Annotated in this window: 26 protein-coding genes; 1 reads left to right on the top strand and 25 read right to left on the bottom strand. The window is 36.1% G+C overall.

Annotation, left to right across the window (positions count from 1 at the left end):
* Nucleotides 1-38: 38 nt before the first annotated feature.
* The 13 genes from AA0X71_RS10030 to AA0X71_RS09970 form a co-directional block, all read right to left on the bottom strand.
* On the bottom strand, nucleotides 39-617 hold the full coding sequence (locus AA0X71_RS10030; protein WP_413361718.1) for a YpmS family protein: 579 nt from the start codon (nucleotides 615-617) through the stop codon (nucleotides 39-41).
* On the bottom strand, nucleotides 607-1434 hold the full coding sequence (locus tag AA0X71_RS10025) for an SGNH/GDSL hydrolase family protein (protein WP_413361717.1): 828 nt from the start codon (nucleotides 1432-1434) through the stop codon (nucleotides 607-609). Before AA0X71_RS10025 ends, AA0X71_RS10030 begins: the two co-directional genes overlap by 11 nt.
* Before the next feature lie 114 nt (nucleotides 1435-1548).
* Nucleotides 1549-2124 carry an SCO family protein gene (locus tag AA0X71_RS10020; RefSeq protein WP_413361716.1) on the bottom strand — a complete coding sequence of 192 codons (576 nt, stop codon included), beginning with the start codon at nucleotides 2122-2124 and terminating at the stop codon, nucleotides 1549-1551.
* A gap of 80 nt (nucleotides 2125-2204) precedes the next feature.
* A complete protein-coding gene (locus tag AA0X71_RS10015; RefSeq protein WP_413361715.1) occupies nucleotides 2205-3830 on the bottom strand; it encodes an ATP-binding protein in 1626 nt (541 codons plus the stop codon).
* Between the two features lie 232 nt (nucleotides 3831-4062).
* The gene (locus AA0X71_RS10010) at nucleotides 4063-4905 is read right to left on the bottom strand and encodes a DegV family protein (RefSeq protein WP_413361714.1); all 843 of its coding nucleotides are present in this window, start codon (nucleotides 4903-4905) and stop codon (nucleotides 4063-4065) included.
* A 114-nt stretch (nucleotides 4906-5019) separates the two neighbouring features.
* Nucleotides 5020-5325 (bottom strand): DUF5658 family protein, encoded by a 306-nt coding sequence (locus AA0X71_RS10005; RefSeq protein ID WP_413362545.1) that lies wholly within the window; start codon nucleotides 5323-5325, stop codon nucleotides 5020-5022.
* A 4-nt stretch (nucleotides 5326-5329) separates the two neighbouring features.
* A complete protein-coding gene (locus AA0X71_RS10000) occupies nucleotides 5330-5662 on the bottom strand; it encodes a helix-turn-helix domain-containing protein (protein ID WP_413361713.1) in 333 nt (110 codons plus the stop codon).
* Between the two features lie 239 nt (nucleotides 5663-5901).
* The gene (gene tatC / locus AA0X71_RS09995) at nucleotides 5902-6642 is read right to left on the bottom strand and encodes a twin-arginine translocase subunit TatC (RefSeq protein ID WP_413361712.1); all 741 of its coding nucleotides are present in this window, start codon (nucleotides 6640-6642) and stop codon (nucleotides 5902-5904) included.
* Nucleotides 6643-6784: 142 nt separating this feature from the next.
* The gene (tatA, locus tag AA0X71_RS09990; protein ID WP_019155878.1) at nucleotides 6785-6997 is read right to left on the bottom strand and encodes a twin-arginine translocase TatA/TatE family subunit; all 213 of its coding nucleotides are present in this window, start codon (nucleotides 6995-6997) and stop codon (nucleotides 6785-6787) included.
* Nucleotides 6998-7198: 201 nt separating this feature from the next.
* Entirely contained in the window at nucleotides 7199-8467 is a 1269-nt protein-coding gene (gene ilvA, locus AA0X71_RS09985; RefSeq protein ID WP_413361711.1) for a threonine ammonia-lyase IlvA, read from the bottom strand.
* Between the two features lie 175 nt (nucleotides 8468-8642).
* Nucleotides 8643-9131 (bottom strand): dihydrofolate reductase, encoded by a 489-nt coding sequence (locus AA0X71_RS09980; RefSeq protein WP_413361710.1) that lies wholly within the window; start codon nucleotides 9129-9131, stop codon nucleotides 8643-8645.
* Nucleotides 9128-9922, bottom strand: a complete 795-nt coding sequence (locus AA0X71_RS09975; RefSeq protein WP_413361709.1) for a thymidylate synthase — start codon at nucleotides 9920-9922, stop codon at nucleotides 9128-9130. Before AA0X71_RS09975 ends, AA0X71_RS09980 begins: the two co-directional genes overlap by 4 nt.
* A gap of 151 nt (nucleotides 9923-10073) precedes the next feature.
* On the bottom strand, nucleotides 10074-10775 hold the full coding sequence (locus AA0X71_RS09970) for an anthrax toxin lethal factor-related metalloendopeptidase (protein WP_413361708.1): 702 nt from the start codon (nucleotides 10773-10775) through the stop codon (nucleotides 10074-10076).
* 35 nt (nucleotides 10776-10810) lie between these two features.
* Here AA0X71_RS09970 and AA0X71_RS09965 point away from each other — a divergent pair, with 35 nt between their 5' ends.
* Entirely contained in the window at nucleotides 10811-11185 is a 375-nt protein-coding gene (locus AA0X71_RS09965) for a GIY-YIG nuclease family protein (protein ID WP_413361707.1), read from the top strand.
* 48 nt (nucleotides 11186-11233) lie between these two features.
* Here AA0X71_RS09965 and AA0X71_RS09960 read toward each other — a convergent pair whose 3' ends face one another.
* The 12 genes from AA0X71_RS09960 to AA0X71_RS09905 all read right to left on the bottom strand — a co-directional run bounded on the left by AA0X71_RS09960 (nucleotide 11234) and on the right by AA0X71_RS09905 (nucleotide 23835).
* Nucleotides 11234-11815, bottom strand: coding sequence for a TerD family protein (locus AA0X71_RS09960; RefSeq protein WP_413361706.1), 582 nt, complete (start codon nucleotides 11813-11815; stop codon nucleotides 11234-11236).
* A gap of 52 nt (nucleotides 11816-11867) precedes the next feature.
* Nucleotides 11868-12476, bottom strand: a complete 609-nt coding sequence (locus AA0X71_RS09955) for a TerD family protein (protein WP_413361705.1) — start codon at nucleotides 12474-12476, stop codon at nucleotides 11868-11870.
* Nucleotides 12477-12544: 68 nt separating this feature from the next.
* Complete coding sequence (locus tag AA0X71_RS09950; RefSeq protein ID WP_413361704.1) at nucleotides 12545-13657, bottom strand: toxic anion resistance protein; 1113 nt, start codon at nucleotides 13655-13657, stop codon at nucleotides 12545-12547.
* A gap of 41 nt (nucleotides 13658-13698) precedes the next feature.
* Nucleotides 13699-15330 (bottom strand): YceG family protein, encoded by a 1632-nt coding sequence (locus tag AA0X71_RS09945; protein WP_413361703.1) that lies wholly within the window; start codon nucleotides 15328-15330, stop codon nucleotides 13699-13701.
* A gap of 574 nt (nucleotides 15331-15904) precedes the next feature.
* Nucleotides 15905-16699 (bottom strand): HAD family hydrolase, encoded by a 795-nt coding sequence (locus AA0X71_RS09940; RefSeq protein ID WP_413361702.1) that lies wholly within the window; start codon nucleotides 16697-16699, stop codon nucleotides 15905-15907.
* 8 nt (nucleotides 16700-16707) lie between these two features.
* Complete coding sequence (locus AA0X71_RS09935) at nucleotides 16708-17814, bottom strand: cysteine protease StiP family protein (RefSeq protein ID WP_413361701.1); 1107 nt, start codon at nucleotides 17812-17814, stop codon at nucleotides 16708-16710.
* A complete protein-coding gene (locus AA0X71_RS09930; protein WP_413361700.1) occupies nucleotides 17799-19163 on the bottom strand; it encodes a phosphoribosyltransferase family protein in 1365 nt (454 codons plus the stop codon). Before AA0X71_RS09930 ends, AA0X71_RS09935 begins: the two co-directional genes overlap by 16 nt.
* Nucleotides 19117-20304 (bottom strand): HpcH/HpaI aldolase/citrate lyase family protein, encoded by a 1188-nt coding sequence (locus tag AA0X71_RS09925; RefSeq protein ID WP_413361699.1) that lies wholly within the window; start codon nucleotides 20302-20304, stop codon nucleotides 19117-19119. Before AA0X71_RS09925 ends, AA0X71_RS09930 begins: the two co-directional genes overlap by 47 nt.
* A gap of 96 nt (nucleotides 20305-20400) precedes the next feature.
* Nucleotides 20401-21171, bottom strand: coding sequence for a TerC family protein (locus AA0X71_RS09920; protein ID WP_413361698.1), 771 nt, complete (start codon nucleotides 21169-21171; stop codon nucleotides 20401-20403).
* Between the two features lie 89 nt (nucleotides 21172-21260).
* A complete protein-coding gene (locus AA0X71_RS09915; protein ID WP_413361697.1) occupies nucleotides 21261-21842 on the bottom strand; it encodes a TerD family protein in 582 nt (193 codons plus the stop codon).
* Between the two features lie 221 nt (nucleotides 21843-22063).
* Nucleotides 22064-22651: a YpjP family protein gene (locus AA0X71_RS09910; RefSeq protein WP_413361696.1), complete on the bottom strand. Its 588-nt coding sequence runs from the start codon at nucleotides 22649-22651 to the stop codon at nucleotides 22064-22066.
* 2 nt (nucleotides 22652-22653) lie between these two features.
* Nucleotides 22654-23835 (bottom strand): LL-diaminopimelate aminotransferase, encoded by a 1182-nt coding sequence (locus AA0X71_RS09905; RefSeq protein WP_413361695.1) that lies wholly within the window; start codon nucleotides 23833-23835, stop codon nucleotides 22654-22656.
* Nucleotides 23836-23947: the final 112 nt, after the last annotated feature.

Genomic DNA, 23947 nt, shown 5'->3' with positions numbered 1-23947 from the left:
GCTGTTTTCTTACTAAAAAAGATGGCAAATGCCACCTTTTAATTGGTCGGAACCAACAACGAAAATTGAATATCGTCATTTACTAAATCAAATTTATTCACTCTTACCTTTACATCACTTTTTAATTTCATTCTTTGTAAAGATACATAGATGAGTTCATCATTTGGGTGAATATTCACCCACTCAGGGAAATCATATTGATCACGGATAAACTTTAATACATATGATACAGGAAGTTGAATTTGACCTATGGAGATAGACTTTTGCTTTAATATAATGTCTCCATTTTCTAGAGCTTCCGGTTCAAAAGTAAGCTTCATTTCGATATCTTGTGTAAATACCTTCATTGTGCCATATAATTCTACTTCATCGTTAAGTAGGACTTCGTAAGCAATTGGGCTTGTCAACCCTTCCTCCTCAATATAATGATTAATAATTTTATTTAAGTCAGATTTGGTCGCTTGAATTTGGAACTGAACATCCTCTTCTTGTTCATCAGCTGTTGGTGGTAATGTCTTGTCTTTAATCGGCATATTCACCATGATCAGAACGACAAAAACAAACAGTATAATCAATCCTAGAAGGAGAAAAAATCGTTTTTTCCATTTATCTGTCATCTTGTTCGTTCTCCTTTTTTACTGCTACAAGCTTTTGCTGTAATGCAACTTCTTGTAAAACATTATATATACGATCAGCCATCAGCTCATACCCTTTATCATTTGGATGAAAGTAATCGGTATAAAGCAAGTTTTCTTCACTATCTTTAAACTCGTCTGCAATTTCCACAAAAAGCGTGTTCTCATATTTTTTTAACACATTTTGACTGACATGATTCCATTTTTCAATGACCATGTCCATTTCTTTCACATCTGCTAAAAAAAGAAAGAAAGGATTATAGAGACCAATCATGCCAATCATAGCGTCTTCATTTTCTTCTCTAATGGTATTCATTACAGAGGTTATGGTTTTCTCATAATTAATAAGTTCTCTATCAAAGTCTCTCATATCTAGACCTGAGAAATTTTCTCGAACTACCTTCATGATGTCATTTCCGCCAGTTGTGATTAAAACGATGTCTGCTTCTTTCACGGCGGCTCTTAGTTCGTTTGTCCTTAGCCTATTCAAAATTTGAGAGGTACGATTCCCACTCACACCAAAATTATAAAAAACAGCATCTTTTATTCCCTTTTCTCCTTCAAGCTGCTCTTGTAAATACGGTACATAACCGCCCCTTTTCGTACTGTCTCCCACTCCTTGCGTCAGTGAGTCTCCAACAGAAACGATATGATATGTTCTTGGCAAAAAATCATATGGGATATTTTCTTTTAGTGTTAAGAATGTCTCTTTAGAAGAAATTGGATTTCCTATTGAATCATGGTTACAAGCAACGAAAAAACTTAAACAAAGAATAAAAGAGGTGAATATTTTTTCCATCTTTTCACCTTCCCTATAAAGCTTTTTCCATTATAACAAGGTTTAAAGGAAACGAAAAGAACATCCCTCTCAATAGACAAAAGTAGACCTTATTAGCCAAGGTCTACTTCCCATTTACTGTAAAGCTTTCATATCGTTAATAATGTCCTCATATGGAACATCACTTGCTCCAGAATAATATTGCATGATCGTTCCTTCTTGATTGACTAAGTAGAAGTAGGATTGGTGAATGACTTGATCCTCGTTTTCAGGCTTCTTTACTATCGTTTTGAAGTTCTCTAGAGCAAACGTCTCTATGAACGATTGGTCATATCCTGTCAAAAAGTGAAAGTTGTTAAAATCTAATTCAAACTTGCTACCATAGTCCTTCAATACTTCTGGTGAATCGATTGTAGGATCAACCGAAAAGGAAACAAATTCAACATTTTCGATTCCTTCTTCCTTTGCCATTTTCTGAATCTTAGTCATATTGTGTGTCATCGGAGGACAAATAGAAGTACAGTTTGTAAAAATAAAATCCGCCACCCAGATTTTCCCTTTTAAATCATCTTTGCCAAACTCATTCCCGCTTTGGTCTGTAAAAGTAAAATCTTCTAACGGCCAATTTAATGCATCGTTGATTCCAGTATTACCACAAGCTGATAACAATAAAACGCATATAATTCCGAAAAAGCTTTTACGAAGCTTCATTTTTTCACCTACAATCCCCTATTCATTCAAGGTACATTGTAACAAAGCATGGGCAAATAAGAAAGGGATATGAATTTTCATTATTTCTTCTGTTCATCTAATGGAACATTTATCGTAAAGGTTGTCCCTTGCCATTTCTCACTGACTACGTCAATATTACCTTTCATTCTTTCAATGATTTGATAACATACCATTAGCCCCATTCCTGTTCCCTTTTCTTTTAATGAGTAAAACGCCGTCCCCAATCTAGCAAGTTCCTCTTCTGTCATCCCGATACCACTATCCTTTATTTCAAAGACGCCATAGCCCTCTTTTTTATAAACTTTTAAGCATAATGTTCCACCGTCCTTCATCGCCTCTATCCCATTTTTCAATATATTAATTAACACTTGAATAAGCTCGCTTCTATTACCGATGACGGTAACTTCATCCTCGATGATGGTCTCTAATTCTATATTTTTAGACATCATTGCATATGAATTCATTAAATCCATCGCTTTATGGGCGAGTACGACAGCATCAACCTTTTCTGTATTCTCCATATCTGGCCGAGCTAATGAAAGATAGTCGTTAATAATTGTTTCTGCTCGATTCATTTCTTCTATCATTAGTTTGACAAACATTTGCTCTTCAGTTGAAAGTTCTTTTTTAGACTTAAAGATTTGCAAAAATCCTTTTACGACTGTCATCGGATTGCGAATTTCATGAGCGACCGAGGCCGCAAGCTGTCCTATCGCGTTCATTTTCTCAGCACGTTGAAGTTCTTTTAATATTTTCGTCTTTTGAATGATATTCTCCATTTCATCAATGGCATCTTCAAATTTAGAACTTTGTCCCCCTTCTTGAAAGTTTTTTCCAAAGTGTTTAGATGTTAAGGTAACACGTTCAAATAACTGAGATAATTGCTCGGTCATATAATTAAATCGAGAAGTTAACTGACCTAAATCTGATTGATCCTTAATCGGGAGTTTCACTTGAAAATTTCCATTACTCACTTCGTTAATTCCATATATAATTTCATTTACAGGCTCAAGTACTTTGTTTAACCCTTTTTGAAAAATGGAATAAACGATGATGGTAATCAAAAGAAATACAAAACATAACGAAAAAATAAGTTCTGATTGAAAGCGATCAATCGTTGATGCATCAGCATGTATCGCTAACAGACTCATAACATTTCCATTTCGATCTTCTATAGGTGCAATAGCTGAAATCCAGCTATCACCTTCTTCATCGTACAGACTGCTGGAAGTAACTTCTTTCGTCACAATCGTATTCTGCAAAGCTTTGTGAAACTCTTCAGATGCCACATAAGGTTGAAATGCTTCAATGCCCATTACTTCTTCACTACTCTTCGAGGAAACAACCGAATACAGCTGGTCATTCTCATCTGCGGGCATTAGAATGAAACCGTGGAATAAGGTAGAATTTTTTTCATTAATCAAATTTAAATGCTCATATATTTTTTTATAGATCGGATCTGAGACATCTCCAGCTTGAATGATTTTATTTATTTCTTCTCCTTCTATTGTGGAACTCCATAATGATGCAAACCCAACGACTTGCTGGGATAATTGTTCTTTCATTTCCTTCATTTGCAGTGACAAGGCAATCCCACCAGTAGCAAGGACTACTACAAAAGTGATACAAAGTGTTAGTATCATAACTTTACTATTTAAAGAAATATTTCTAAATAATTTCCACATGTCATTCCCTCGAATTTCCCAGTTAATCTATTTGTACTTCCTTTTCGACACAATTAGTGAGATTCCTTCTAATTCTTTAGGATTTTTTTACAGCACTTAACAAAAAAAGAGAACAACATACAAATCTATACCATTTTCTTTAATAAACAACATATAAAAAAAAAGCCGATGGAAAAGTTGTTTTCCATCACTTTTCCATCGGCTTCTTCTATATTCTATGCTAGTCCTCTTTTTATTCGAAATAGTACATAAAACCAATCGCACCAGGACCAGTATGTGTACTAATAACAGGTGTCGTAAAAACAACATCTATTTGATCGTAACCTGTAAATTCATATATTGCTTTTTTAATTTTATGTGTCAGTTCAAGACCTTCTGCATGAGCAATACTTACACACTTAATCGTCTTGCCTTTCACATCTCTTGCAAATTCCTCTGCGAGAAATTTTGCTGCCTTGCTATGACTTCTTACTTTTGTGACCGGTGTATAAACACCATCTTCTAAAGATGCGATCGGCTTTATGTTTAGCAAAGAACCTATGAGCCCTTTTCCTTTTCCAATTCTGCCACCTTTAATCAGATTTTCCAATGTATCAACACAGACGAATAATCTTGTGTTCTCACGAATTTTTGCAACAACTTCCAAAATTTCCCTCATCGATTTTCCTTTTTGAGCCATTTTGGCTGCCTCCAAGACTTGAAAGGATAATCCTCTAGAAATAAAGCGAGAATCAACGACTGTTACATTCCCTTTTGCCATACTTGCAGCTGATTCTGCAGATTGTACAGTCCCACTCATTCCACCGGTCATATGGATAGACAAGACTTCAAATCCTTCATCATGAAGACGATCATACAGCTCTAGAAATTCTCCAACAGGCGGCTGTGAGCTTTTCGGTAATTCATCAGCATCCTTCATTTTCTTCATAAATTCCTCAGCTGTTATATCTTTTCGGTCAATATAGCTCTGTCCATCTATATGTAAAGATAAGGGAACAACTTCAATTCCATATTTTTCTAATACCTCATCATGTAAATCTACTGTCGAATCTGTAACAACTCTAACCTTACCCAACCCATCACTTCCTCCATTTCATGTTGCTCTTCACCCTATTATACACATTGAAGGGGACAGAATTAAAGTCATCTTTTAAATGTCCTTGTACTCGTAGCTTATTTTGTTCACATTTTAGATCGAAAGAACCATCCATGAAATGTGAACAAGCGTAACCATTGAATATAATAGCAAAGAGAATATAATTAATTGTTTGACGTATAGTGAAACCTGTAGGCTCCGAAGAAAATGAGCAAGAATAATTAAAATGATAGAGAGAGTCCCCTTCAAGAATAGAAATAGCCACAAATCAACATTCATCACACTCTCCATCAAAGGATTAAATTCTTCAATTTTTTCAAAATGGACACCGAAGAAAGTCATTAATCCATCGAAAAGATTGAAAAAGGACAAGTATAGTAATAATGTACTTATTTTCATCATTTCACAGGGATCTATCCCGTTCTTCCCATTTTTTAAATTTGATGAAATCTAAGTACTTCTGAAATTCGCCCTTATCAACCCCATCATCAATTGCTTTCTTTATGAGCGCAATCCATTCTTCATCTAACTCTTCTTCTATCTCTTGACCTAATAAAAATTCTATATTTGTATCTAGTGTCTTAGCTATCTTTGATAAAAACTGTAAAGAAGGGTTTTTTTGTACATCTCTTTCAATATAACTCAAATAGGATTTGGATACACCTGCATGTTTAGCTAACTCAGATATAGAATATCCTTTTCTTTTTCTCAATTCTTTAATTCTCTCACCTACCATTTTCATTATCTCCTTTTATACCCATATATGTGCATTATAACGAACAATAAAGTTCATTAAAAAAGACATAATAGATAGTAATACTTAGGAAATAGCCAAAAACAGTAGGAAACATACGTTTTTATTGAAAAATTGGTAAATTGACATTTTTTCTAAAAATATTTCGGATGACTCATATGTTTTCCTCAAATAAGGTAAAAAGCAAGAACAAAAAAACCGAGCAGTTGCCCGGTTTTGTGTTACTCCGAAAAATCAGCTTCCCATTCTTGTTCCTTTTTTAACTTACGTTTATAAACAACTTTTGATAAGTTCACACTGATTTCATAAAGGAGAAACAATGGAATGGCCACTAAAATATTTGATATAAGATCTGGTGGTGTAATAAGTGCTGCTATAATGACGAGAATAAAGTATGCATATTTCCGCAATTTTTGTAGCACATATGGGTTAATGACTCCTAATGATGTCAAGAACATCGTCACTACCGGAAGCTCAAATAAAAATCCAAATGGAAGGGTTGTACTCATAATAAAGCGGAAATATTTATCCGCTGTAAAATTGGTTGCAACCATGTCTCCGCCTAGCTCAACTAAAAAATTCATAATAGTTGGGAATATGATAAAATACCCAAAGCCCAGTCCGACAATAAATAAAATAAATAATGCAGGGATATAAGAAAGGGAGACCTTTCTCTCAACTGGTTTTAAAGCTGGCTTAACAAACGACCATATTTGAAAAGCTAATACTGGAATCGTTCCTGCAATAGCAATGATTGAACCAATCATAAAATAAATCCAAATAATATCACCTGGACCTAAAACGACGAGCTTTACGTCTAGATCACGAACAAACCATTCATATATATCCTTTACATAAACAAATCCAATAATAAAAAAAACAAGAAAGGCCACTGCCGTAAAAATTAATCTTTTTCTTAATTCATCTAAATGATCTACTAAATTTAATTCTTTATCGTCCATAAAAGTCCCCTACCAACTACAAAATTTAATATACCTAAACGAAAGGCCGTTAGAGGAAAGTATAACATATTTCTACAGTTGATTCTTAACTCTCTTACAAGAATATTTCAGAAAAAAAAGTGCAAGATAGAAATCTTACACCTTATTTTGTCAACTTAGTCATCTCTTTAATTTCTTTTTTCTCTTCCTCAAATTCATCCATAACATCGCTTGTTAATTCTTTTGTCGATTTCTTGAATTCACGTAGCGTTTGACCAAATGCTCTTCCGATTTCAGGAAGCTTCTTCGGTCCAAAAATGATTAAAGCTAACACTAATATTAAAATTAAACCAGGTACTCCGATGTTTGATAACATGGTAGAACATCCCCTTTTTTGTATCATTGGTATGAATGGTTAATTCTAAAATGACTATACTACGATAGAATTCAAAACGCAATTAACTGCAAAAAATTGAATTAACCCTTCTTATTATGATTATAGTATTTTTTATCCTCAATAGGGGTATTATTCACGATTGTTCATAAGAAATTCACATTTGAAAAGCGAGCGGTTAACTTAAATAAGAAGATTAAATAAGTCCCGATCCTTGTTTACTTCTTTATAAGAAAACCCTTTTTTATTCATGCGTTCAACTAAATCACAATAGCTTTCTTTTCTTTGCAATTCAATTCCCACTAAAGCGGGTCCATTTTCCTTATTATTTTTCTTCGTATATTCAAATCTAGTGATGTCATCGGTTGGGCCCAATACTTCGTCAAGAAATTCCCTTAATGCTCCTGCCCGCTGGGGAAAGTTCACAATAAAATAATATAGCAATCCTTCATATAAAAGGGACTTTTCTTTAATTTCCTGCATTCTCCCAATATCATTATTCCCCCCGCTGACAACGCACACGACATTTTTCCCTTTAATTTCATTACGGTATAAGTCAAGTGCTGCAATCGGCATCGCACCAGCAGGTTCAGCAACGATCGCATGCTCGTTATATAATTCTAGTATACTCGTACATACCTTCCCTTCTGGAACAAGGATGATGTCATCAACCAACTCTTGGCAAATGTCATAGTTTTTGTTTCCAACACTTTTTACTGCTGCTCCATCGACAAACTTATCAATTTTATCAAGGCAAATGACTTTCTGTGCTTCCAAGGCAGCCTTCATAGAAGGGGCTCCCGCTGGTTCGACCCCAATCATTTTTGTATTTGGTGAGATGCTTTTCACATATGTACTCAAGCCTGAAAGTAGGCCTCCACCACCAATACTACCAAAAACGAAGTCAATCGGTTCTTCACAATCATTAAGAATTTCTACCGCAACCGTTCCTTGACCAGCCATCACCATTTCATCGTCAAAGGGATGAATAAATGCACGATTTTCTTTTTCTGCACATATGACAGATTCATGATACGCATCGTCAAACGTATCACCAATTAAAATAATATCAACGTATTCTCGTCCAAATAACTCTACTTGACCAACCTTTTGCTTCGGTGTCGTAGTGGGCATAAATATTTTCCCATGTACGCCAAGATGACGACATGCGTATGCCACTCCTTGTGCATGATTACCAGCACTCGCACAAACAACACCATTCTTTAATTGTTCTTCATTAAGAGATTTTACTTTATAAAATGCTCCTCTCAGTTTAAAGGAACGGACATGCTGTAAGTCTTCCCTTTTCAGGTATACATTGCACGAGTATTTCTCTGACAACCGTTCATTTTTTTGTAACGGTGTATGGGCAACGATATCCTTAAGCTGTTGATACGCAATAATGATGTCTTCCACATGCAGCCATTTCTTCTTTAATACATTCTGTTCCATATCATTCCCCTACCTCTAATCACACAAAATTTAAAAAATTCATGCTTAATTTAATTTGATTATTATAACATGTTCTACCTGATTTATTAAGCCTGTTATTATAAAATTATCATTTTTCGGTAAATTCTTAAATCGCAAACAAAGACCCTCCTGAGATTCAGGAGGGCATTGCTGTTTATTTCCGATCATAAATGACAAATTCATAATCATATGGATTTTTTTCATCTTTCAGGCCTTGTTCTTTTGAAGTCAGTTTCCAGTCATTCATTTCAATTGCTGGAAAAAAAGTATCTCCCTCAAAGTTTGAATGGATTTCAGTGATATAAAGTCTATCTGTTTTATGCAACAATTGTTTAAAAATCTCAGCTCCCCCGATGACGAAAAACTCCTCTTCAGGCTTCTGCTGGCAATAAGCTAAAAATTGGTCTAGTTCATAAAATACGGTACAACCTTTATGGTGAAAATTCGTATTTCTTGTTATCACAATGTTTTCTCTTCCTGGTAAAGGTCGTCCAATGGAATCAAAAGTCTTTCTCCCCATGACGATCGGATGCCCCATTGTCACCTTTTTGAAAAATTTCAGGTCCTCTGGCAAATGCCATGGAAGTTGATTTTCCTTACCGATTACGCGGTTGTCATCCATTGCGACAATGAAGGAAATCATACACTTACGACTCCTTTAATATGAGGGTGAGCGACATAGTCGACTAACTCAAAATCTTCAAATGTAAATTGGAAAATATCCTTAACGGCTGGGTTAATTTTCATTGTCGGAAGTGGATATGGCTCCCTTGTTAGCTGCAATTCTACTTGCTCAATATGATTATTATAAATATGGGCATCCCCTAGTGTATGGATAAATTCACCTGGCTCCAAATCACATACTTGTGCCACCATTAAGGTTAACAGAGCATAAGAAGCGATATTAAATGGAACTCCAAGGAAGATATCTGCTGAACGTTGATACAATTGACAAGAGAGTTTCCCATCTGCTACATGAAATTGGAATAGACAGTGACATGGCGGTAGAGCCATCTTTTCAACATCCCCTACATTCCATGCATTGACAATCAATCTGCGAGAATCAGGATTTGTTTTGATTTGTTCAATCAGCTGGCTAATTTGATCAATTGTACTGCCATCCGCTGCAGTCCAAGATCTCCATTGATGACCATATACTGGTCCCAAATTTCCGTCTTCATCAGCCCACTCATTCCAAATTCGTACACCATTATCTTGAAGATACTTCACATTTGTATCACCTGTTAGAAACCAAAGCAATTCATGGATGATCGATCTTAAATGAAGCTTTTTCGTCGTGACTAGTGGAAACCCTTCTGCTAAATCAAAGCGCATTTGATAGCCAAATGTACTAATGGTTCCCGTTCCAGTTCTGTCCTCTTTTTGGACGCCACTTTCTAGTACGTGCTTACATAAATCTAAATACTGTTTCAAAAAACCACATCCTTACTTCATTCTTCAATCGCCTTATCTACTTTTTTCAGGTTCTTCATTTCCTCAAAAAAGCAACGAAGCTAAATATGTTTTTTATTTTACCACAATTTGATAACCAAACGATTTTGAATTTCTTTCATCCTATTAAAAATCATTTTAGGTTTTTAATAAATTCATAGGTCAAAGGAGCATTATCCTTTAATATGCTACGATTCTCTTTATTTACATAATACATTGCAAAGGCTTCAGCGAAATATTCTTCCGGTAATGTGATAAAGTAGGTTCGGTTTTGGAATAAGGCATGCTTCTCGTTCATCCACACATGAAGAAAAAATGGATCAAATCGAAGCTTGTTATAGATAATTTGATCGATAGAATGAGCTAGTTCGTGTAGCTCTAGGTTGACGGATCCATGCCCCATTCCTTTTTCACTATAACCGATCTTAACGAGTACGACTTTACCTCCACCAATCCCAGGTACTTCATCCCACTTTTTATTACTTGTATAACCCCTTGGAATCATCCCTTTTAAATGTTTAGCTGTAGGATTATCTGTCAATTTTCCTACAAATAGCTTTATAAAAATCTCATTTTGCTGTATTTTAGCTAATAGAGTAGGAGGAAGCTGTTGTAAATTTTCAATAATCGAAGCAGTGTTCACTTCATCAAAATGCTGTTCGGGTAAAATCACAATTTCATTTATAGGGGAGTTATCATCTAAATAAAGCAATTCTTTTAAAGGGGAGTTACTAGGGTAGTATTTTAAAAGAATACCATCATTGGATTGCTTCGAATTCCCCAATAAAATCAGCATCACAACGGAAATACCTATGACGAAGACCCTTTTTTTCATTCTGCTACTCCCCTTTCTATCATTAGGAGGTTGTCATGGTTGAATTAATCGATCCATCCCATACGCTCTATGCTATTCACTTACATCTATCTAGTGAAATAAAGATTGATGTTGGGAAACTTGGAAGCTTTCTCTTTGAAAAGGGGGATTACATTTATGTTGGGAGTGCCAAACGAAACATTCTCGCACGAATTAATCGCCACAAAAAGGAAGAAAAAGTACAAAAATGGCATTTTGACTATTTACGTCCACACGGTGCTATTACGAAAATTATAACATATGAAACTAGCATCAGTGAGTGTCAGTTAGCTGAGAAATTAAGGAAAGAAAGCGAGGGGAGATTTCCGATCAAAAAATTTGGTTCAACTGATTGTAAATGTCCTTCTCATTTGATTTTTATTGCAAATTAAAACAGGCTAATCATGTGGTAGCCTGTTTCAATGGTACTTAAGATTCGATTACACTTGTAAGCCAAAGTTACGACAAAGGGCTGCAAGTCCTCCAGAAAATCCGCTTCCAACCGCATTGAATTTCCAATCTCCATTATGCTTATATAGCTCACAAATGACTACGGCTGTTTCTACAGAGAAATCTTCACCAAGGTCATATCGTAAAACCTCTTCATTCGAATCTGCATTTACGACGCGTACAAAGGCATTTGATACTTGACCAAAGTTTTGACTACGCTGTTCTGCATCATGGATTGTTACCGTAATCGCAATTCTGCTAACGTTTACTGGGACTTTACTGAAATCAATTTTGATTTGTTCATCGTCTCCATCTCCTTCACCAGTACGGTTATCTCCTGTATGCTCGACAGAACCTGAAGGATGGACTAAATTATTGTAGAATATAAAATCTAAATCTTGAGTAGCCCTTCCATTCTCGTCTGTTAAGAAGGCAGAGGCATCTAAATCAAAATCCTGACCACCGTCATAGCGATTAGTATCCCAGCCTAATCCAACGATTACTCTTGTTAAACCTGGATTTGTTTTCGTTAAATCAATACGTTGTCCTTTTGATAAGTTAATACTACTCATTCTCTCACCTCTTAATTGATTTTATATGAAGGAAATTGCTAAGTTTTAATACTTACGAGTATGATCTTACTAACTCTCCAAGACTAGCAGCTGTTGTACCTGTTCCAACGGCAGCAAATTTCCAATCAGCACCATTCCGATATATTTCTCCCACAATTAAGCTTGTTTTCCCATTATAATCATCACTTAAATTGTAATGAATTAATTCTTGCCCATTTGTTGGATTCGCAACACGTATATATGCATTTCGAATCATGCCAAAATGTTGTCTTCTCTTCACAGAATCGTAAATATTGACAACGAACACAAGCTTTTGAATATGTGATGGGATTCTACTTAAATCAACATTAATTTGTTCGTCATCTCCATCACCATGACCAGTTAAATTATCACCCGTATGTTGAACACTTCCATCACTGCTTTTCAAGTTTCCAAAGTAAATAACATCATTATTATTTCGTAGTCTATCTCCATCACCAAGCATGATAACTGAGGCGTCACAGTCAATATTAGAACCGCCCCCGCCTCCAAATAATGAACCTAACAGACCGCCTCCACGATTTTCCACTGGATCCCAACCAAGTCCTACTAAAATTTTAGATAAACCTGGATTTCCTTTTGTTAAATCAACTCGTTGACCTTTTTGTAAATTTATCGCCATTTCATTCACCTCTATATGTATTTTTTAATAATTTCTAGTTATTGCTATACCCTTCAAATGAATCGCAGTTAAGCATTCCCTTGAAGCTTCATCTTCTTAAAGTTATCCTGTAAACGTTCAAGCTTTTTCGTACCTTCTTCTCTTAAGCGCTTGTTATCTTCCTCAATTGATTTTGTTTCCTGCATCCCTTTCATAATCACATTCCAAGATTCCTCAATCGTTTCAATCTTGATGCTTGGTCCTCCGGCAAGTCTTGCAATATCCACACTTTGTTGAGAAATATTTTGCGCATTACGAAGAAGCATTTCATTTGTGCGACGATCAAGTTCACTCATGGAATCTGCCACTAGCTTTTGACGTTTCGCAGCTACTGCCTGAATCAGTCCATTTTTGAATATAGGAATAGTGGTAACGAATGCTGAATTGATTTTCCCAATTAGTTTTGTATTACCTCTTTGGAGTAATCTGATTTGTGGTGCTGTTTGCAAAGCGACCATTTTAGCCATTTCTAAATCATAGATTCGTTGTTCTAGTAGTTCGATCACACTTCTTAATGTGTCAAGTTGCATAGCGGCTACTTGGTCTCCTGATTGAGCTCTTGATTCAAGCAGTGGTAGCTGATTTTTTTTCAAATCTTCGACCTTCATTTCGCCAGCTACTACATATTTCTCTAATGTAAAGTAATATTGGTAGTTTTGCTCGTACATTTGGTCAAGCATTTGAGTGGAATCTACCATTTCACCTTGATATTTAGAAATTTCCACATAAATTTTGTCAATTTCTCCACCCATTGTTTGATATTTACCAAATAGCTTCTCAATTAACTTTTCGCCACGTTTAAACAGCTTGCCAAAAAGGCCACCAGAAGTTTGTTCAAAATCCTTTTTATCAAATTTATCCATGATTCGTCCAAGCTGTTTTAATAACTCACCAGAATCCTCTAATTTGGTAGCTCTCATATTACTTAAAATTTGATCAGAAAACCTTGAAATTTGAACTGCTGGCTCTTTCCCAAATTCTAGCACTTGAATCTGATCTTTTTCATCAATTGAACGGGCTAGCTGTTGAACTTCTGGTTCTTTTCGAAGTGCCAGCTTTATCTCGGATACCTTTGTTTCTGATAATTTATCTTCAGGTTCCTTCACAAGTAAATCAAGCTGTGCATTTTCAATTTGGTTCATATGCTCATCCACCTTTTCTATATTTTTTGCTTACATGTATTTTAAGTTCTTCTAAACCCTTGGCGAAACAGTCGCTTCACAATGGAAGGTTCTCGAAATTCTAAATTAAAGACGACATCTTCTAGCCAGTGCGTGTCATACAAATGGTCTTCTACAAAGTTTTCAATATCATTATGACCAGGAGGATTATATAAAATGATGTCGATCCCAAATTGATTTAGAAGCAATAATAATGCTGCATCGGTTCTCGTCATCGTTCCGTTTAATTCATTATTAAAAAGGATAATCTTCGGAACAGTTTGAGAATAATCGAACTGTTGCAGGAGCTGTAAAACATTGGGAGGGATCTGCATTCCTTGGGTAAATAGATACATTTTCACATCATCCATTGTTTCCTTATAAACAGGCTTTAGAGCCGGCTTCGCACAAATGTTTCGGATCGCATTAGCAATTCCCATTTGCAGCCCCGTTGGAAGATGACTGTATCTCCAATAATTGCTTCGAGTCATTTTTTCGACACTCAATAGACCATCTCGTTCTAAAGCATCTCGATAATGAAAGCGAAAGTCATTATTTACTGAACTTGAAAACGGGAATTGTTTAATAAGTAAACTCGCTTCCCCTTCTGTAATCCCATGTATGCGATCCCAATATTCCTTTCGATTGCGACTCACTCCTTGTACCTTTGCAAATACAGTCGGAATCTTAACAACACCATTACTCACTTCAAAATCTGGTCGGATCATGGCGATTTCTTTTGATAAAATAAACAGTTCGTCATAGGTTGTTTTTAACGTAATGGAAGTTGGTGTGTAGTCTCTGAGCTGCCATGGTTTATATAAACCAGATCCTTCATGGTTAAGGATCGATTCGATTTCTCTTGAGGCTCTGTAGGCAACCGTTGCTTTGCGACTTCTTTTTTCAACCGGGAATGCTTCCACTGCCTTTTGCCCTGGATAATGATGAACAAAGGTTAACTCTCCATTTGGATCTATTTCAGACAGAATATCGCTTCCATTAGGGTTAAAGACGACAAGGTCACAGCCTACCTTTAGCAAATAATAGAAAAAGTAAAAATGACTTTTCTTAAAGTCACCATACCAAAGAAATTTCGGTAGATGCTTCTCAGGCTCGCTTGTCTCTAGCTCTGGTTGTAGATGATTAAATGACCACTTCACTAAATCCACTAACACTCGCCGTAGTTCATGGTTTTTTAAACCTTGAGCTTCCCTTTCATCAAATAGCTTGAGCGTATCAATCATCGCCTCTCGAAGCTTGCGATGAAGGGCTGATTGTTTTGATTTTAAGAGGAGCTGTTCTCCGTCTAAAAATGCGACAAATCGATTTATGGACAGCTTTTGTTCTTGATTGATATTCAATACTCTCTGTATCGCTTGAAAATGCTGATTATCTATTTTTTTATCAAGCGTCTCTTCGCTAAGAAGACTTACAATCTTCTCTTCCCCATGAACATATTCGAATAGCTGGTTATAGTACTCATCTTCATCTATCGCAATCCCTAAAAACCGAGCGACCACTTGGCCAATGTGGATTGTCCCTTTTTCAGCCTGAAATCGAGGCCGTTCCGAATTCGCTCTTTTAAGCATTGATACCCATGTCTCTAAAGACAAGGGCACTATATGTGCAACTAAATGACTGTAAGATGGATTCATGAAATCCCTTCCCTTTTAACAAAGCTCTTCTACATTTCAATGATATATGTATACTACCATCATATCACAGTTATCGTTTCGATTTCTAAGAATGCTATATTTTCTATTACGAGAAATGTTGAAAAAAGTTTCATTTTTTATTTAAGATGGAGTATTGATTTAGGATAGACAAATGGACATCCTTGAGTCATGTTCCTGCAGAGAAAACCGTATAAGAACCTTCCAATCCCCCATTTCACCTTTTTTCTTGTCTTCGCATATGTTGTAGGAATCCAACAGGAAGTAAAAGGATTTATTAGGAAGGTGAAACTTATTATGCGATTACTATATCGTCTGAAAGCAACCGGGGACCTCCAAAAGGAGTTAACCACAATAGAAGATATTATGTTTTCTCGGATTTTTGTTTATTTGGATTTTTTCCTTTTGTCGTTTATTTTTTCCTATATGCTCTACCCATTGCATCAGTCTTTTGTTTTAGCTCTACTCATTTTTATTGGATTTGGTTTCTTATGCTTTAGTTTCTATTCTATTTTAGGATTGTGGAAGCACGACAAATTAAATAAAAAATAAATGTTTAGCTTTGTTCATTTTCCAAGATCGCATGTATGGATTTTAACAGTTCTTCTCCACCTTTAACACCGAGCTGTTCAATTACGTTATAATGCTCTTTTAGGGGATAACGGTTAAGTTCTCCATGTCCAAGAACGAATGGATGCTGACAAAATTGAAGAAAATCATCGTCTAACAACGAATCACCCGCTCCAATTAAAGTCGATATCCCTTCTCGTTCCTGAATGTACTTAATCGCACTCCCTTTTGACAAAGGTCTCGGGACGAAATAAAGTTTTTTTCCTTGTAAGGAAACACGCCAGCCCTTTTCCTCGGAAAATTTGGTGACCTCAGACAGGAGTTCAGGAGTTATATCTTTTTCTAAGTAATAATAAACAAATCGCTCCTCTACAAATCTTAAGTCTCCATCTATCGTGAAATGGCCTAAAAGCAAATCAACTAGTTCCCCCATGGATACGGAAGTGCTTCTTATTTCTTTCGAGATTTTCTCGTTCCATTCTGAGAGCTGGTTCCCATTGTAAAGAATAATCGCTCCATTCGTTGTCACAGCATACTTATGTACAATCCCCTGAAAGGATACCCTTTTATATTGGCTAAGTGATCGGGTTGTAACAGGAACAAACATTAGCTTAGAAGATAGTTTACCAAGATAATCTAGCGCCTTTTTTGACATAAACGAAACTTCTTTTTCCTCTTTCCTTTCTACTGCAATTAGCTCTAACTCATCTACTAGCGAATATTCTTCCATCGCACGTTTTGAGTATATAAGCGTTCGATCGAGGTCTGATGCAAACATCATACTTTTTTTTACCTCACATTCTTTATTAGTCCGCAGCAAGTATAATCCATGTCCGGGTAATGTTCTACCGGTACACTCCGTTCTTCGCAGAGCATCAAGATATGCTTTACGTATGGACTTTCCCAATTTTTCACAAGAATTTTCCACGGTACCCTTCTTAATAGGACTCGAGTTGTCTCTCCAACTCCTGGTTTCACAAAATTAATATCATCAATATCAAACTCTTCCATAATTCGCTTTACTGTTTCAATTCCTGAAAAGGTAACTTCTTCTGTCTCTGAAAAATGATCCATTCGTTGAGAAACTTCATCTATAATAGACGGAAACTGTGCCGATATCGTCTCCAAATATTCATTTGATAAGTCTTCCGATTCTAATTCCTTGTAATATTTCGCTCCATGGAAATCATTCGGCCCAATATACTTACGGTTTAATACGGTTCTACTGACAAGACCAGAAACAGTCGAATTTAGACAAGCACTAGGAATGATAAAATCGTCACGCGTTCCAAAGAGCGTTGTACAATGCCCAGGATCTGCGAGTACGGCTAATGTATCATCTAGCTCGATCCCTTCGTTGTTTTTTAAATCCTGACATGTTTTTGTGAGCTCAATAGAGATAGCCCCTTTTCCAGTCCAACCATCGATAAATTGTAGCTTTCCTTCTGGTTGATGATGGAGAATATATTTAATGGCATTAACATCCAGACCTCTGCCTCTAATGATCGAAATACTATAATGCGGTAAATTTATATCATATTTCCATTCAATATATCTTTTAATGAGAATACCGATCGGTGTCCCCGCTCTTGCTAGAGATACAAGAACGGCATCTTTTCCTTTTAAACGTACGATTTGTTCTGCAACCAATCCAACATTAAGGGCCACGATCTTTTTATATTCGTCTAATGTATCATGGAAAAGCTTTAAATATTCTTTTGGCGGTTGGTACTCAACTGGTAGTGATTCACTATAATGCTCGCCTGATTGGATTCTTTTTTCCCTCGATTCTGTGGAGCCTTCTAAATGGAGTTCACTTAAGTCCTTTAATAGGAATTTCACATCTTCTTCAGAGTAGGAACCTATTTTACGATACGTTGCTAATACTGGATCCATTTAGAGGCACCTTCCTTCTCACTTAAATACACTATTTTGATATCTGTAATTTGTGTTTTCTTCAATTCGTCTAACTTTGGACGTAATTGTTCAAATTCAACTTCTTTTTCCAAAAATAGAAAGATATCATCATATTGATTCGGATGAATATTGTAAGCATAATGTTGCACTGAATCATCCTCTGGATTTAGAAAGGAAAAACGATTTTTGACCCCATAGCGTTCACGATGAAGTGGGTAAATCGGACTTCTTGTAGTAGATTGATAGTACACATTTTCTCCCATATAGGCGGCTATTTTCATCGGTAAATACATAAATTCTCCTGAACCAAGAACCAAGGTTTTAGAGCCATTTCTGTATTTTTTTAACATCTGGGCTACTTCTTTCGTCCACTTTATTACCTCTTTTTGTTCTTCTGAAGTAATACCAAACCTACCTGTAAAACGGGTATATGGGGCACTTTCAAGACCATTTATGTAAATAGCTGATGGTAATGAAACAGGAATAGAAATGATATTCTGATTTACCTGTAATGCATCATCTGTTACTTCTTCTTGCACATTCGCCTGTTCAATTGTTCCTTTTACATCAGCCGTACCTTTTATTAAACTTACTGAATGAATCGTAATCCCTAGTTCTTTCTCCAATGCTTGAAATTGTTCCACATGCTCTTTTAAACGCCAGTCTAAAATCGAAACAATTGTATAAGTATCCCTTGGGAATTTTTCATGGATGGAGCGAATGATGTTTATCGTTGTTTTTCCGGTTGTAATTTCATCATCTACTAAAATAATCTCATTATTACGATCTAACCATTCTGGTTGCAGATAGGCTCGATGAGAGGTTGCGTGAGAATGTTCCTCTTCAAACGTAATAATTGGCTCCACGTCTAATAATTGCTCACGAGTTGTATGAAAGTATTCAGCATTTCGAAATGCTTCAAAAAAGGCATGTCCAAGAGCGGTTGCTGTTTCAGCAAAGCCGATAATGAGTGGATGATTGCTCTCATCGACAATTACGGGGATGTCTGCTGGAAAATCATTTTGATTAAATTGTTTACGTAATTCATGAAGTCCCTTAGGTGTTATCCCTTTAACAACCTCCAAATATCTTGCTGCTAAAAGGGCTCCTACGTGAATACCCTTTTGAGGAAGAATGGGAATATGCTTGCCAAGAACTTTACTGACAAATAAAAAAGCACGTTTTTTATTAATTCTTGCCGCCATTTCAAATAAATCATCTAATGATAACTGATAAGGATTTTCTTGAATGGATAAATTCACTTTTAACTCGTCTAAAATATTATACGTAATTGTCTTGTTTGAGAAGGTCGACGTATGTGTATTCATTTTGTAGCACCCCATAAGTTTCCGATTTTAACATGATCTTTTGGGCCCAGTATAAATGAGGTTTAAGTTCATTCATTTTATTGGCAAATGAGCTTTTTAATACCCCGATTTCTCCGTTCCCTTCAGCAAGAATAAGTGCAGCATCTGTATATTCTTCATACGATACGGCATTTAATGCTTGTACAGCTTGAATATGTGTAGGGTGGATAATGGTCTTACCTACTATCCCGTTTGCAATGTCCATTAGGATTTCCCTTATGAAGCCATCAATATGACTTCCAATGATTTCCTGACGAAGCTTTAATCCTTCTTTTCCATACTTCTCTAGAAAAGGAGTCTCTCTAATTTGTGGTTTTAGTACTCTTTCAGGTGAAGAGAAATATTCCCAAACTGGGCCTGAGACGACATAAGGACTATCTAATCTTACAAACATATTGATAATATCCGCAATACAATCTCTGATCACCGCAATATCGTAAACCGTTGTATCCGAATTGCGACGAATACCAAAAAGACCGGAGAAATCAGTTGCCCCAATTCGAACGTTCAAAATTATGTCTTTATACTGGTCTAAGAGGCTTTTAATAGCCAGCAATTCTTGACCTCTTGTTTCTTTATAAATAATTTCTTTTGTCTCGAGAATCGGCATGGCATACATCGGAGAACTTTTACTATGTAAATGAGCAATTTCATTTAAAATGGCTTCCCCATTTTCCTGACGAAACTTCGGGATGACAATTCCTGTTAACACTTCTCTTCTTGTTCCAAGTAGCTTAACTATACGCTTTACCTGTTGTCTATCTCTTATACGAATAAAGATCAAAGGGAGCTCCTCGATATCGATATACCCTCTTTCAATTCCTTCGTACAGTTGGGACAATTCATGGAGGAGCATTTGCTCAGCTTTCTCCACTTCATTATCTCCGATGGCATCCTCTAAACAGATGACGAGTGACGTTAATCCGACATGTTTTTTTGTCAAAATATCCTCGTTGATATTCTTTTTTGTTGCTGGCATATACAAAGTTCCACCTAGCCCATATGAAAGAATTTCACGAGGAGAATATTTAGTAAAAGAAGAAGGGCTTTTATAAAAATATCGCTTTAATTGATCATTAAATAAATTTGAAAATAATCTCATTTTACGTTCTCCTCCTATTATTTTATAAAAAGAAAGGGAGCGGACTAAAGTGTCTGTTCCCTTTCTCATCTGTATATGCCTTATTTATGTGTGTATTTAAGAATTTTGAGCTTCAGATTCCTTTTTCTTGTTTCTGAAGTGAATGATAAACGTTACTGCAAAAGCAATAAGTAAAATAATGAAGAAGTAGATATGGTCGATATGAATATCAAAGACACCTAGTAACATTTTGACTGAAATAATTAAAATAAGTACGTATGCTGTCGTTTCTATCTCTGGAACACGATCAATGAGCTTTAAGAATACACCTGCTACACCACGCATCATAAGTACTCCAAGCATACCACCTAAAAGTAGAATCCAAATTTCTTGGCTAATTCCAAAGGCAGCTAATACACTGTCGATTGAGAAAGCAATGTCCATTAATTCAACCGCAGCGACCGTTCCCCAAAAATTACCAAACAAACGGATAAGAAGACCACTTTTGTTAATTCCTTCCAGTTCATCTTCTTCTTCATTTTCTTTCCTTTTATCCATAAAGTACTTGATGGCTAACCATGCTAAATATCCAGCACCAAGTATTTTAACCCACCAAAATTCAATCAGGTAAACCCCAACACCAATGGCAAGGAACCGGAAGATATATGCTCCTAGTAATCCATAAAATAACGCCTTTCTTCTTTGTTTCTCTGGTAAATGCTTTACCATTACTGCAAGTACGAGGGCGTTATCAGCAGATAACAAACCTTCCATAATGATAAGTGTTCCAATTAATCCCCATGATACAGGATTACTTAATGCCTCCACCCACATGTGCCAATCAAAAAATTGGGCATAAGTATCTAAGATTCCTTGTATTATTGACATTCAAGATGTTCCTCCCAAAATGGTATATAAATGAATTCTTTACAAAGACTCGGCATCAGCCGAGCCCTTTTTGTCTAACATATGGTTATTTATCCAACCTGTAAACCAAAGTCTGTCGCAAGTGCTCCTAGTCCACCTTGGTAGCCACTACCGATGGCACTGAACTTCCACTCACCATTGTGACGATATAATTCTCCAACAACAAGAGCTGTTTCAATCGAGAAGTCTTCTCCAAGGTCGTAACGAATAAGTTCCTCGTTAGTATCTCCATTTAAAACTCTTACATATGCATTAGATACTTGCCCAAAATTTTGGCTTCGAGCATCAGCATCGTGAATCGTAATGGTAAAAGTAATACGTTGTATGCCGTGCGGGACATCATTTAAGGCAACCTGCACTTGCTCGTCATCCCCGTCTCCTTCACCTGTTCTGTTATCTCCAGTATGTACGACTGAACCATTGCCACCAGTTGTATTATTGTAAAAAACAAAATCACTTTCAGAGGCCACTTTACCATTTTCTCCTAATAAAAAGATGGAAGCATCAAGATCAAAATCATTCCCACCATCATACTTATTTGTATCCCAGCCTAATCCAACGACCACTTTTGTAAGTCCTGGATTCGTTTTTGTTAAATCAACTTTTTGTCCTTTTGATAAACTAATTGCCATGTTCATTACCTCCATTTTTTAATGATTTCACTTCTTAAATGTTATCAACTTGTAACATTTTATTCTCTACCATATAGAAGTTCTTTCATTTCCTATTATAGTATTACGATTATCCACTCTTTAAAGTTTCAAAACATGTCATTATTTTTTCATAAATGACGATGAAATTCAATTATTGAGACTGATTATATATAACTTTTCAGCACCCTCACCGTAATTTCTTAACTCATCCATTTTGGTGGCGTGTTTTTCGCCCAATAAATAGAACCTAACTCATGGTGTTCCTCAAAACTATCCACACTCGTATGATAATGAAAATTAAACCAATATCCTGCCTGTGGGGGATGGTCTTTCCTCACATGAAAACGAATAATCTCTTCATTTTTCTCCCTGTCAGCGATATGGAATATTTTCTCAGAGTCTCCTCCTGTTGGAGTTTCTGATATGACAAGATTTTGAATTTGACTTTCTTCATAGTGTGCAGCGATAGATTGAATGGCCTGTTCAATATTCGGTAAAATGATTTCTTTGAATTCATCTTCTATAACCGGTCTAATTCTCTCCCCAAACTTCATGTAAGACTGTGACTCTGCATCCCTTAATAATTGATCAATTACATCGTCGTTCGACGGAGAGTGAACAAGAGTGAATTCTTTATGTGTTGGAGAACTTTCCTGAGCTTTCGATTGAATCGTATCACGTTTCGCAGGCTTATCATCAACAAGATCATATAATTGTGAAGGAGAAACAAGTCCAAAAGTTAAAACTGTCACCAACACAACAAATGATTTACGTAACCACTTTGGCATGCTTATCCCTCCCTTACTGAGTGAAATAATCCACTTTTCTCTATTTGTTGTAACGCTTTTCTTAATATTTCATCCTTTTGAACAAGCGCAATTCTTACATAACCCTCGCCCCATATTCCAAATGCATTTCCTGGAGTGACAACAACCTTTGCCTTTTCCATTAATGTAAAAGTAAATTCCTTCGATGTAAATCCCGGAGGAACTTCTGCCCATATAAACATAGACGCTTCAGGAGATTTTACATTCCACCCTATTTTTTTAAACCCTTCGATTAAAATATCTCTTCGATTTTGATAAATGGAACGATTTTCTTGTAAAAATTCGGATGTATCTTCTAACGCCCTTGTTGCAGCAGCTTGGATCGGCAAAAATACGCCATAATCCAAATTCGATTTCAACATCCTTAATAGCTTAATAACCTCACGATTTCCTACTGCATATGCAACCCTACAGCCCGCCATATTAAAGCTCTTCGACAAGGAATTCATTTCAATTCCGACATCTTTTGCTCCTTCAAATGATAGAAAGCTTAAAGGCTTTTTATCATAATAAAGCTCAGAATAGGCGAAATCATGCAAAATCACAATATTATGTCTTTTCGCAAAAGCAATGGACTCAGTAAAAAAAGCTTCTGTGGCAACGACTGGAATCGGATTGCCCGGAAAGTTTATGATCATCAGTCGTGCTTTTTCACAAACTTCTGGAGGAATTTCCTCAAAGTTCGGTAAATACCCGTTTTCCTTTTTCAAAGGCATTGGATAAATCGTAGCTCCCGCCATCGATACACCAGTTGAATAAGCCGTATATCCTGGATCAGGAACGAGAATATAATCTCCAGGGTCACAAAGGACCATCGGTAAATGAACGATCCCATCTTGCGAACCCATCAATGAAAGGACTTCATGATCACTGTCCAAGTCGACATAATAGTTTCTTATGTAATAATTCTTTATCGCCTGATGAAATTCCTCTGTCCCTTTTATCGCATATCCATACTTATTTGGATTTTTTGTTGTATTTGATAGAATATCGAGAACAAATTCAGGAGGTGCCAGATCTGGGCTCCCAATGCTTAAGTCGATTATTTCAATGCCTTGTGCCGCTTTGGCATTTTTGACATTTGTTAACTCCGTGAAAATATTCTCTTGGAAAGCTTGCATTCGACTAGCACTATGTATGTCCATCACGAATTCCCCCAGAAATGATCAGATAACGAATTTCGAATGTATAATAATAGAATTTTGCTATAGAATAAATTATACATTTATTACGGAAATATGGGAAAAGAAGTTTCAT

Origin of the sequence: Robertmurraya phoenicis (genome assembly GCF_047302285.1) — a bacterium.
GTDB lineage: Bacteria > Bacillota > Bacilli > Bacillales > Cytobacillaceae > Robertmurraya.
Note: the sequence above shows the minus strand (reverse complement) of the source record. Positions and strands in the feature narration are given on the sequence as shown.

Coding starts and splice junctions, on each gene's coding strand:
- tatA (WP_019155878.1), bottom strand. CDS start 6,997: ATGTTATCAAACATCGGAGTACCTGGTTTAATTTTAATATTAGTGTTA.
- ilvA (WP_413361711.1), bottom strand. CDS start 8,467: ATGGAACAGAATGTATTAAAGAAGAAATGGCTGCATGTGGAAGACATC.
- AA0X71_RS10000 (WP_413361713.1), bottom strand. CDS start 5,662: ATGGTAGGTGAGAGAATTAAAGAATTGAGAAAAAGAAAAGGATATTCT.
- AA0X71_RS10020 (WP_413361716.1), bottom strand. CDS start 2,124: ATGAAGCTTCGTAAAAGCTTTTTCGGAATTATATGCGTTTTATTGTTA.
- AA0X71_RS09955 (WP_413361705.1), bottom strand. CDS start 12,476: ATGGCGATAAATTTACAAAAAGGTCAACGAGTTGATTTAACAAAAGGA.
- AA0X71_RS09965 (WP_413361707.1), top strand. CDS start 10,811: ATGGTTGAATTAATCGATCCATCCCATACGCTCTATGCTATTCACTTA.
- AA0X71_RS09920 (WP_413361698.1), bottom strand. CDS start 21,171: ATGTCAATAATACAAGGAATCTTAGATACTTATGCCCAATTTTTTGAT.
- AA0X71_RS09940 (WP_413361702.1), bottom strand. CDS start 16,699: ATGATGTTTGCATCAGACCTCGATCGAACGCTTATATACTCAAAACGT.
- AA0X71_RS09910 (WP_413361696.1), bottom strand. CDS start 22,651: ATGCCAAAGTGGTTACGTAAATCATTTGTTGTGTTGGTGACAGTTTTA.
- AA0X71_RS09980 (WP_413361710.1), bottom strand. CDS start 9,131: ATGATTTCCTTCATTGTCGCAATGGATGACAACCGCGTAATCGGTAAG.
- AA0X71_RS10025 (WP_413361717.1), bottom strand. CDS start 1,434: ATGGAAAAAATATTCACCTCTTTTATTCTTTGTTTAAGTTTTTTCGTT.
- AA0X71_RS09945 (WP_413361703.1), bottom strand. CDS start 15,330: ATGAATCCATCTTACAGTCATTTAGTTGCACATATAGTGCCCTTGTCT.
- AA0X71_RS09905 (WP_413361695.1), bottom strand. CDS start 23,835: ATGGACATACATAGTGCTAGTCGAATGCAAGCTTTCCAAGAGAATATT.
- AA0X71_RS09925 (WP_413361699.1), bottom strand. CDS start 20,304: ATGAGATTATTTTCAAATTTATTTAATGATCAATTAAAGCGATATTTT.
- AA0X71_RS10030 (WP_413361718.1), bottom strand. CDS start 617: ATGACAGATAAATGGAAAAAACGATTTTTTCTCCTTCTAGGATTGATT.
- AA0X71_RS10005 (WP_413362545.1), bottom strand. CDS start 5,325: ATGAAAATAAGTACATTATTACTATACTTGTCCTTTTTCAATCTTTTC.
- tatC (WP_413361712.1), bottom strand. CDS start 6,642: ATGGACGATAAAGAATTAAATTTAGTAGATCATTTAGATGAATTAAGA.
- AA0X71_RS09935 (WP_413361701.1), bottom strand. CDS start 17,814: ATGGATCCAGTATTAGCAACGTATCGTAAAATAGGTTCCTACTCTGAA.
- AA0X71_RS09930 (WP_413361700.1), bottom strand. CDS start 19,163: ATGAATACACATACGTCGACCTTCTCAAACAAGACAATTACGTATAAT.
- AA0X71_RS09970 (WP_413361708.1), bottom strand. CDS start 10,775: ATGAAAAAAAGGGTCTTCGTCATAGGTATTTCCGTTGTGATGCTGATT.
- AA0X71_RS09950 (WP_413361704.1), bottom strand. CDS start 13,657: ATGAACCAAATTGAAAATGCACAGCTTGATTTACTTGTGAAGGAACCT.
- AA0X71_RS09960 (WP_413361706.1), bottom strand. CDS start 11,815: ATGAGTAGTATTAACTTATCAAAAGGACAACGTATTGATTTAACGAAA.
- AA0X71_RS09915 (WP_413361697.1), bottom strand. CDS start 21,842: ATGGCAATTAGTTTATCAAAAGGACAAAAAGTTGATTTAACAAAAACG.
- AA0X71_RS10015 (WP_413361715.1), bottom strand. CDS start 3,830: ATGTGGAAATTATTTAGAAATATTTCTTTAAATAGTAAAGTTATGATA.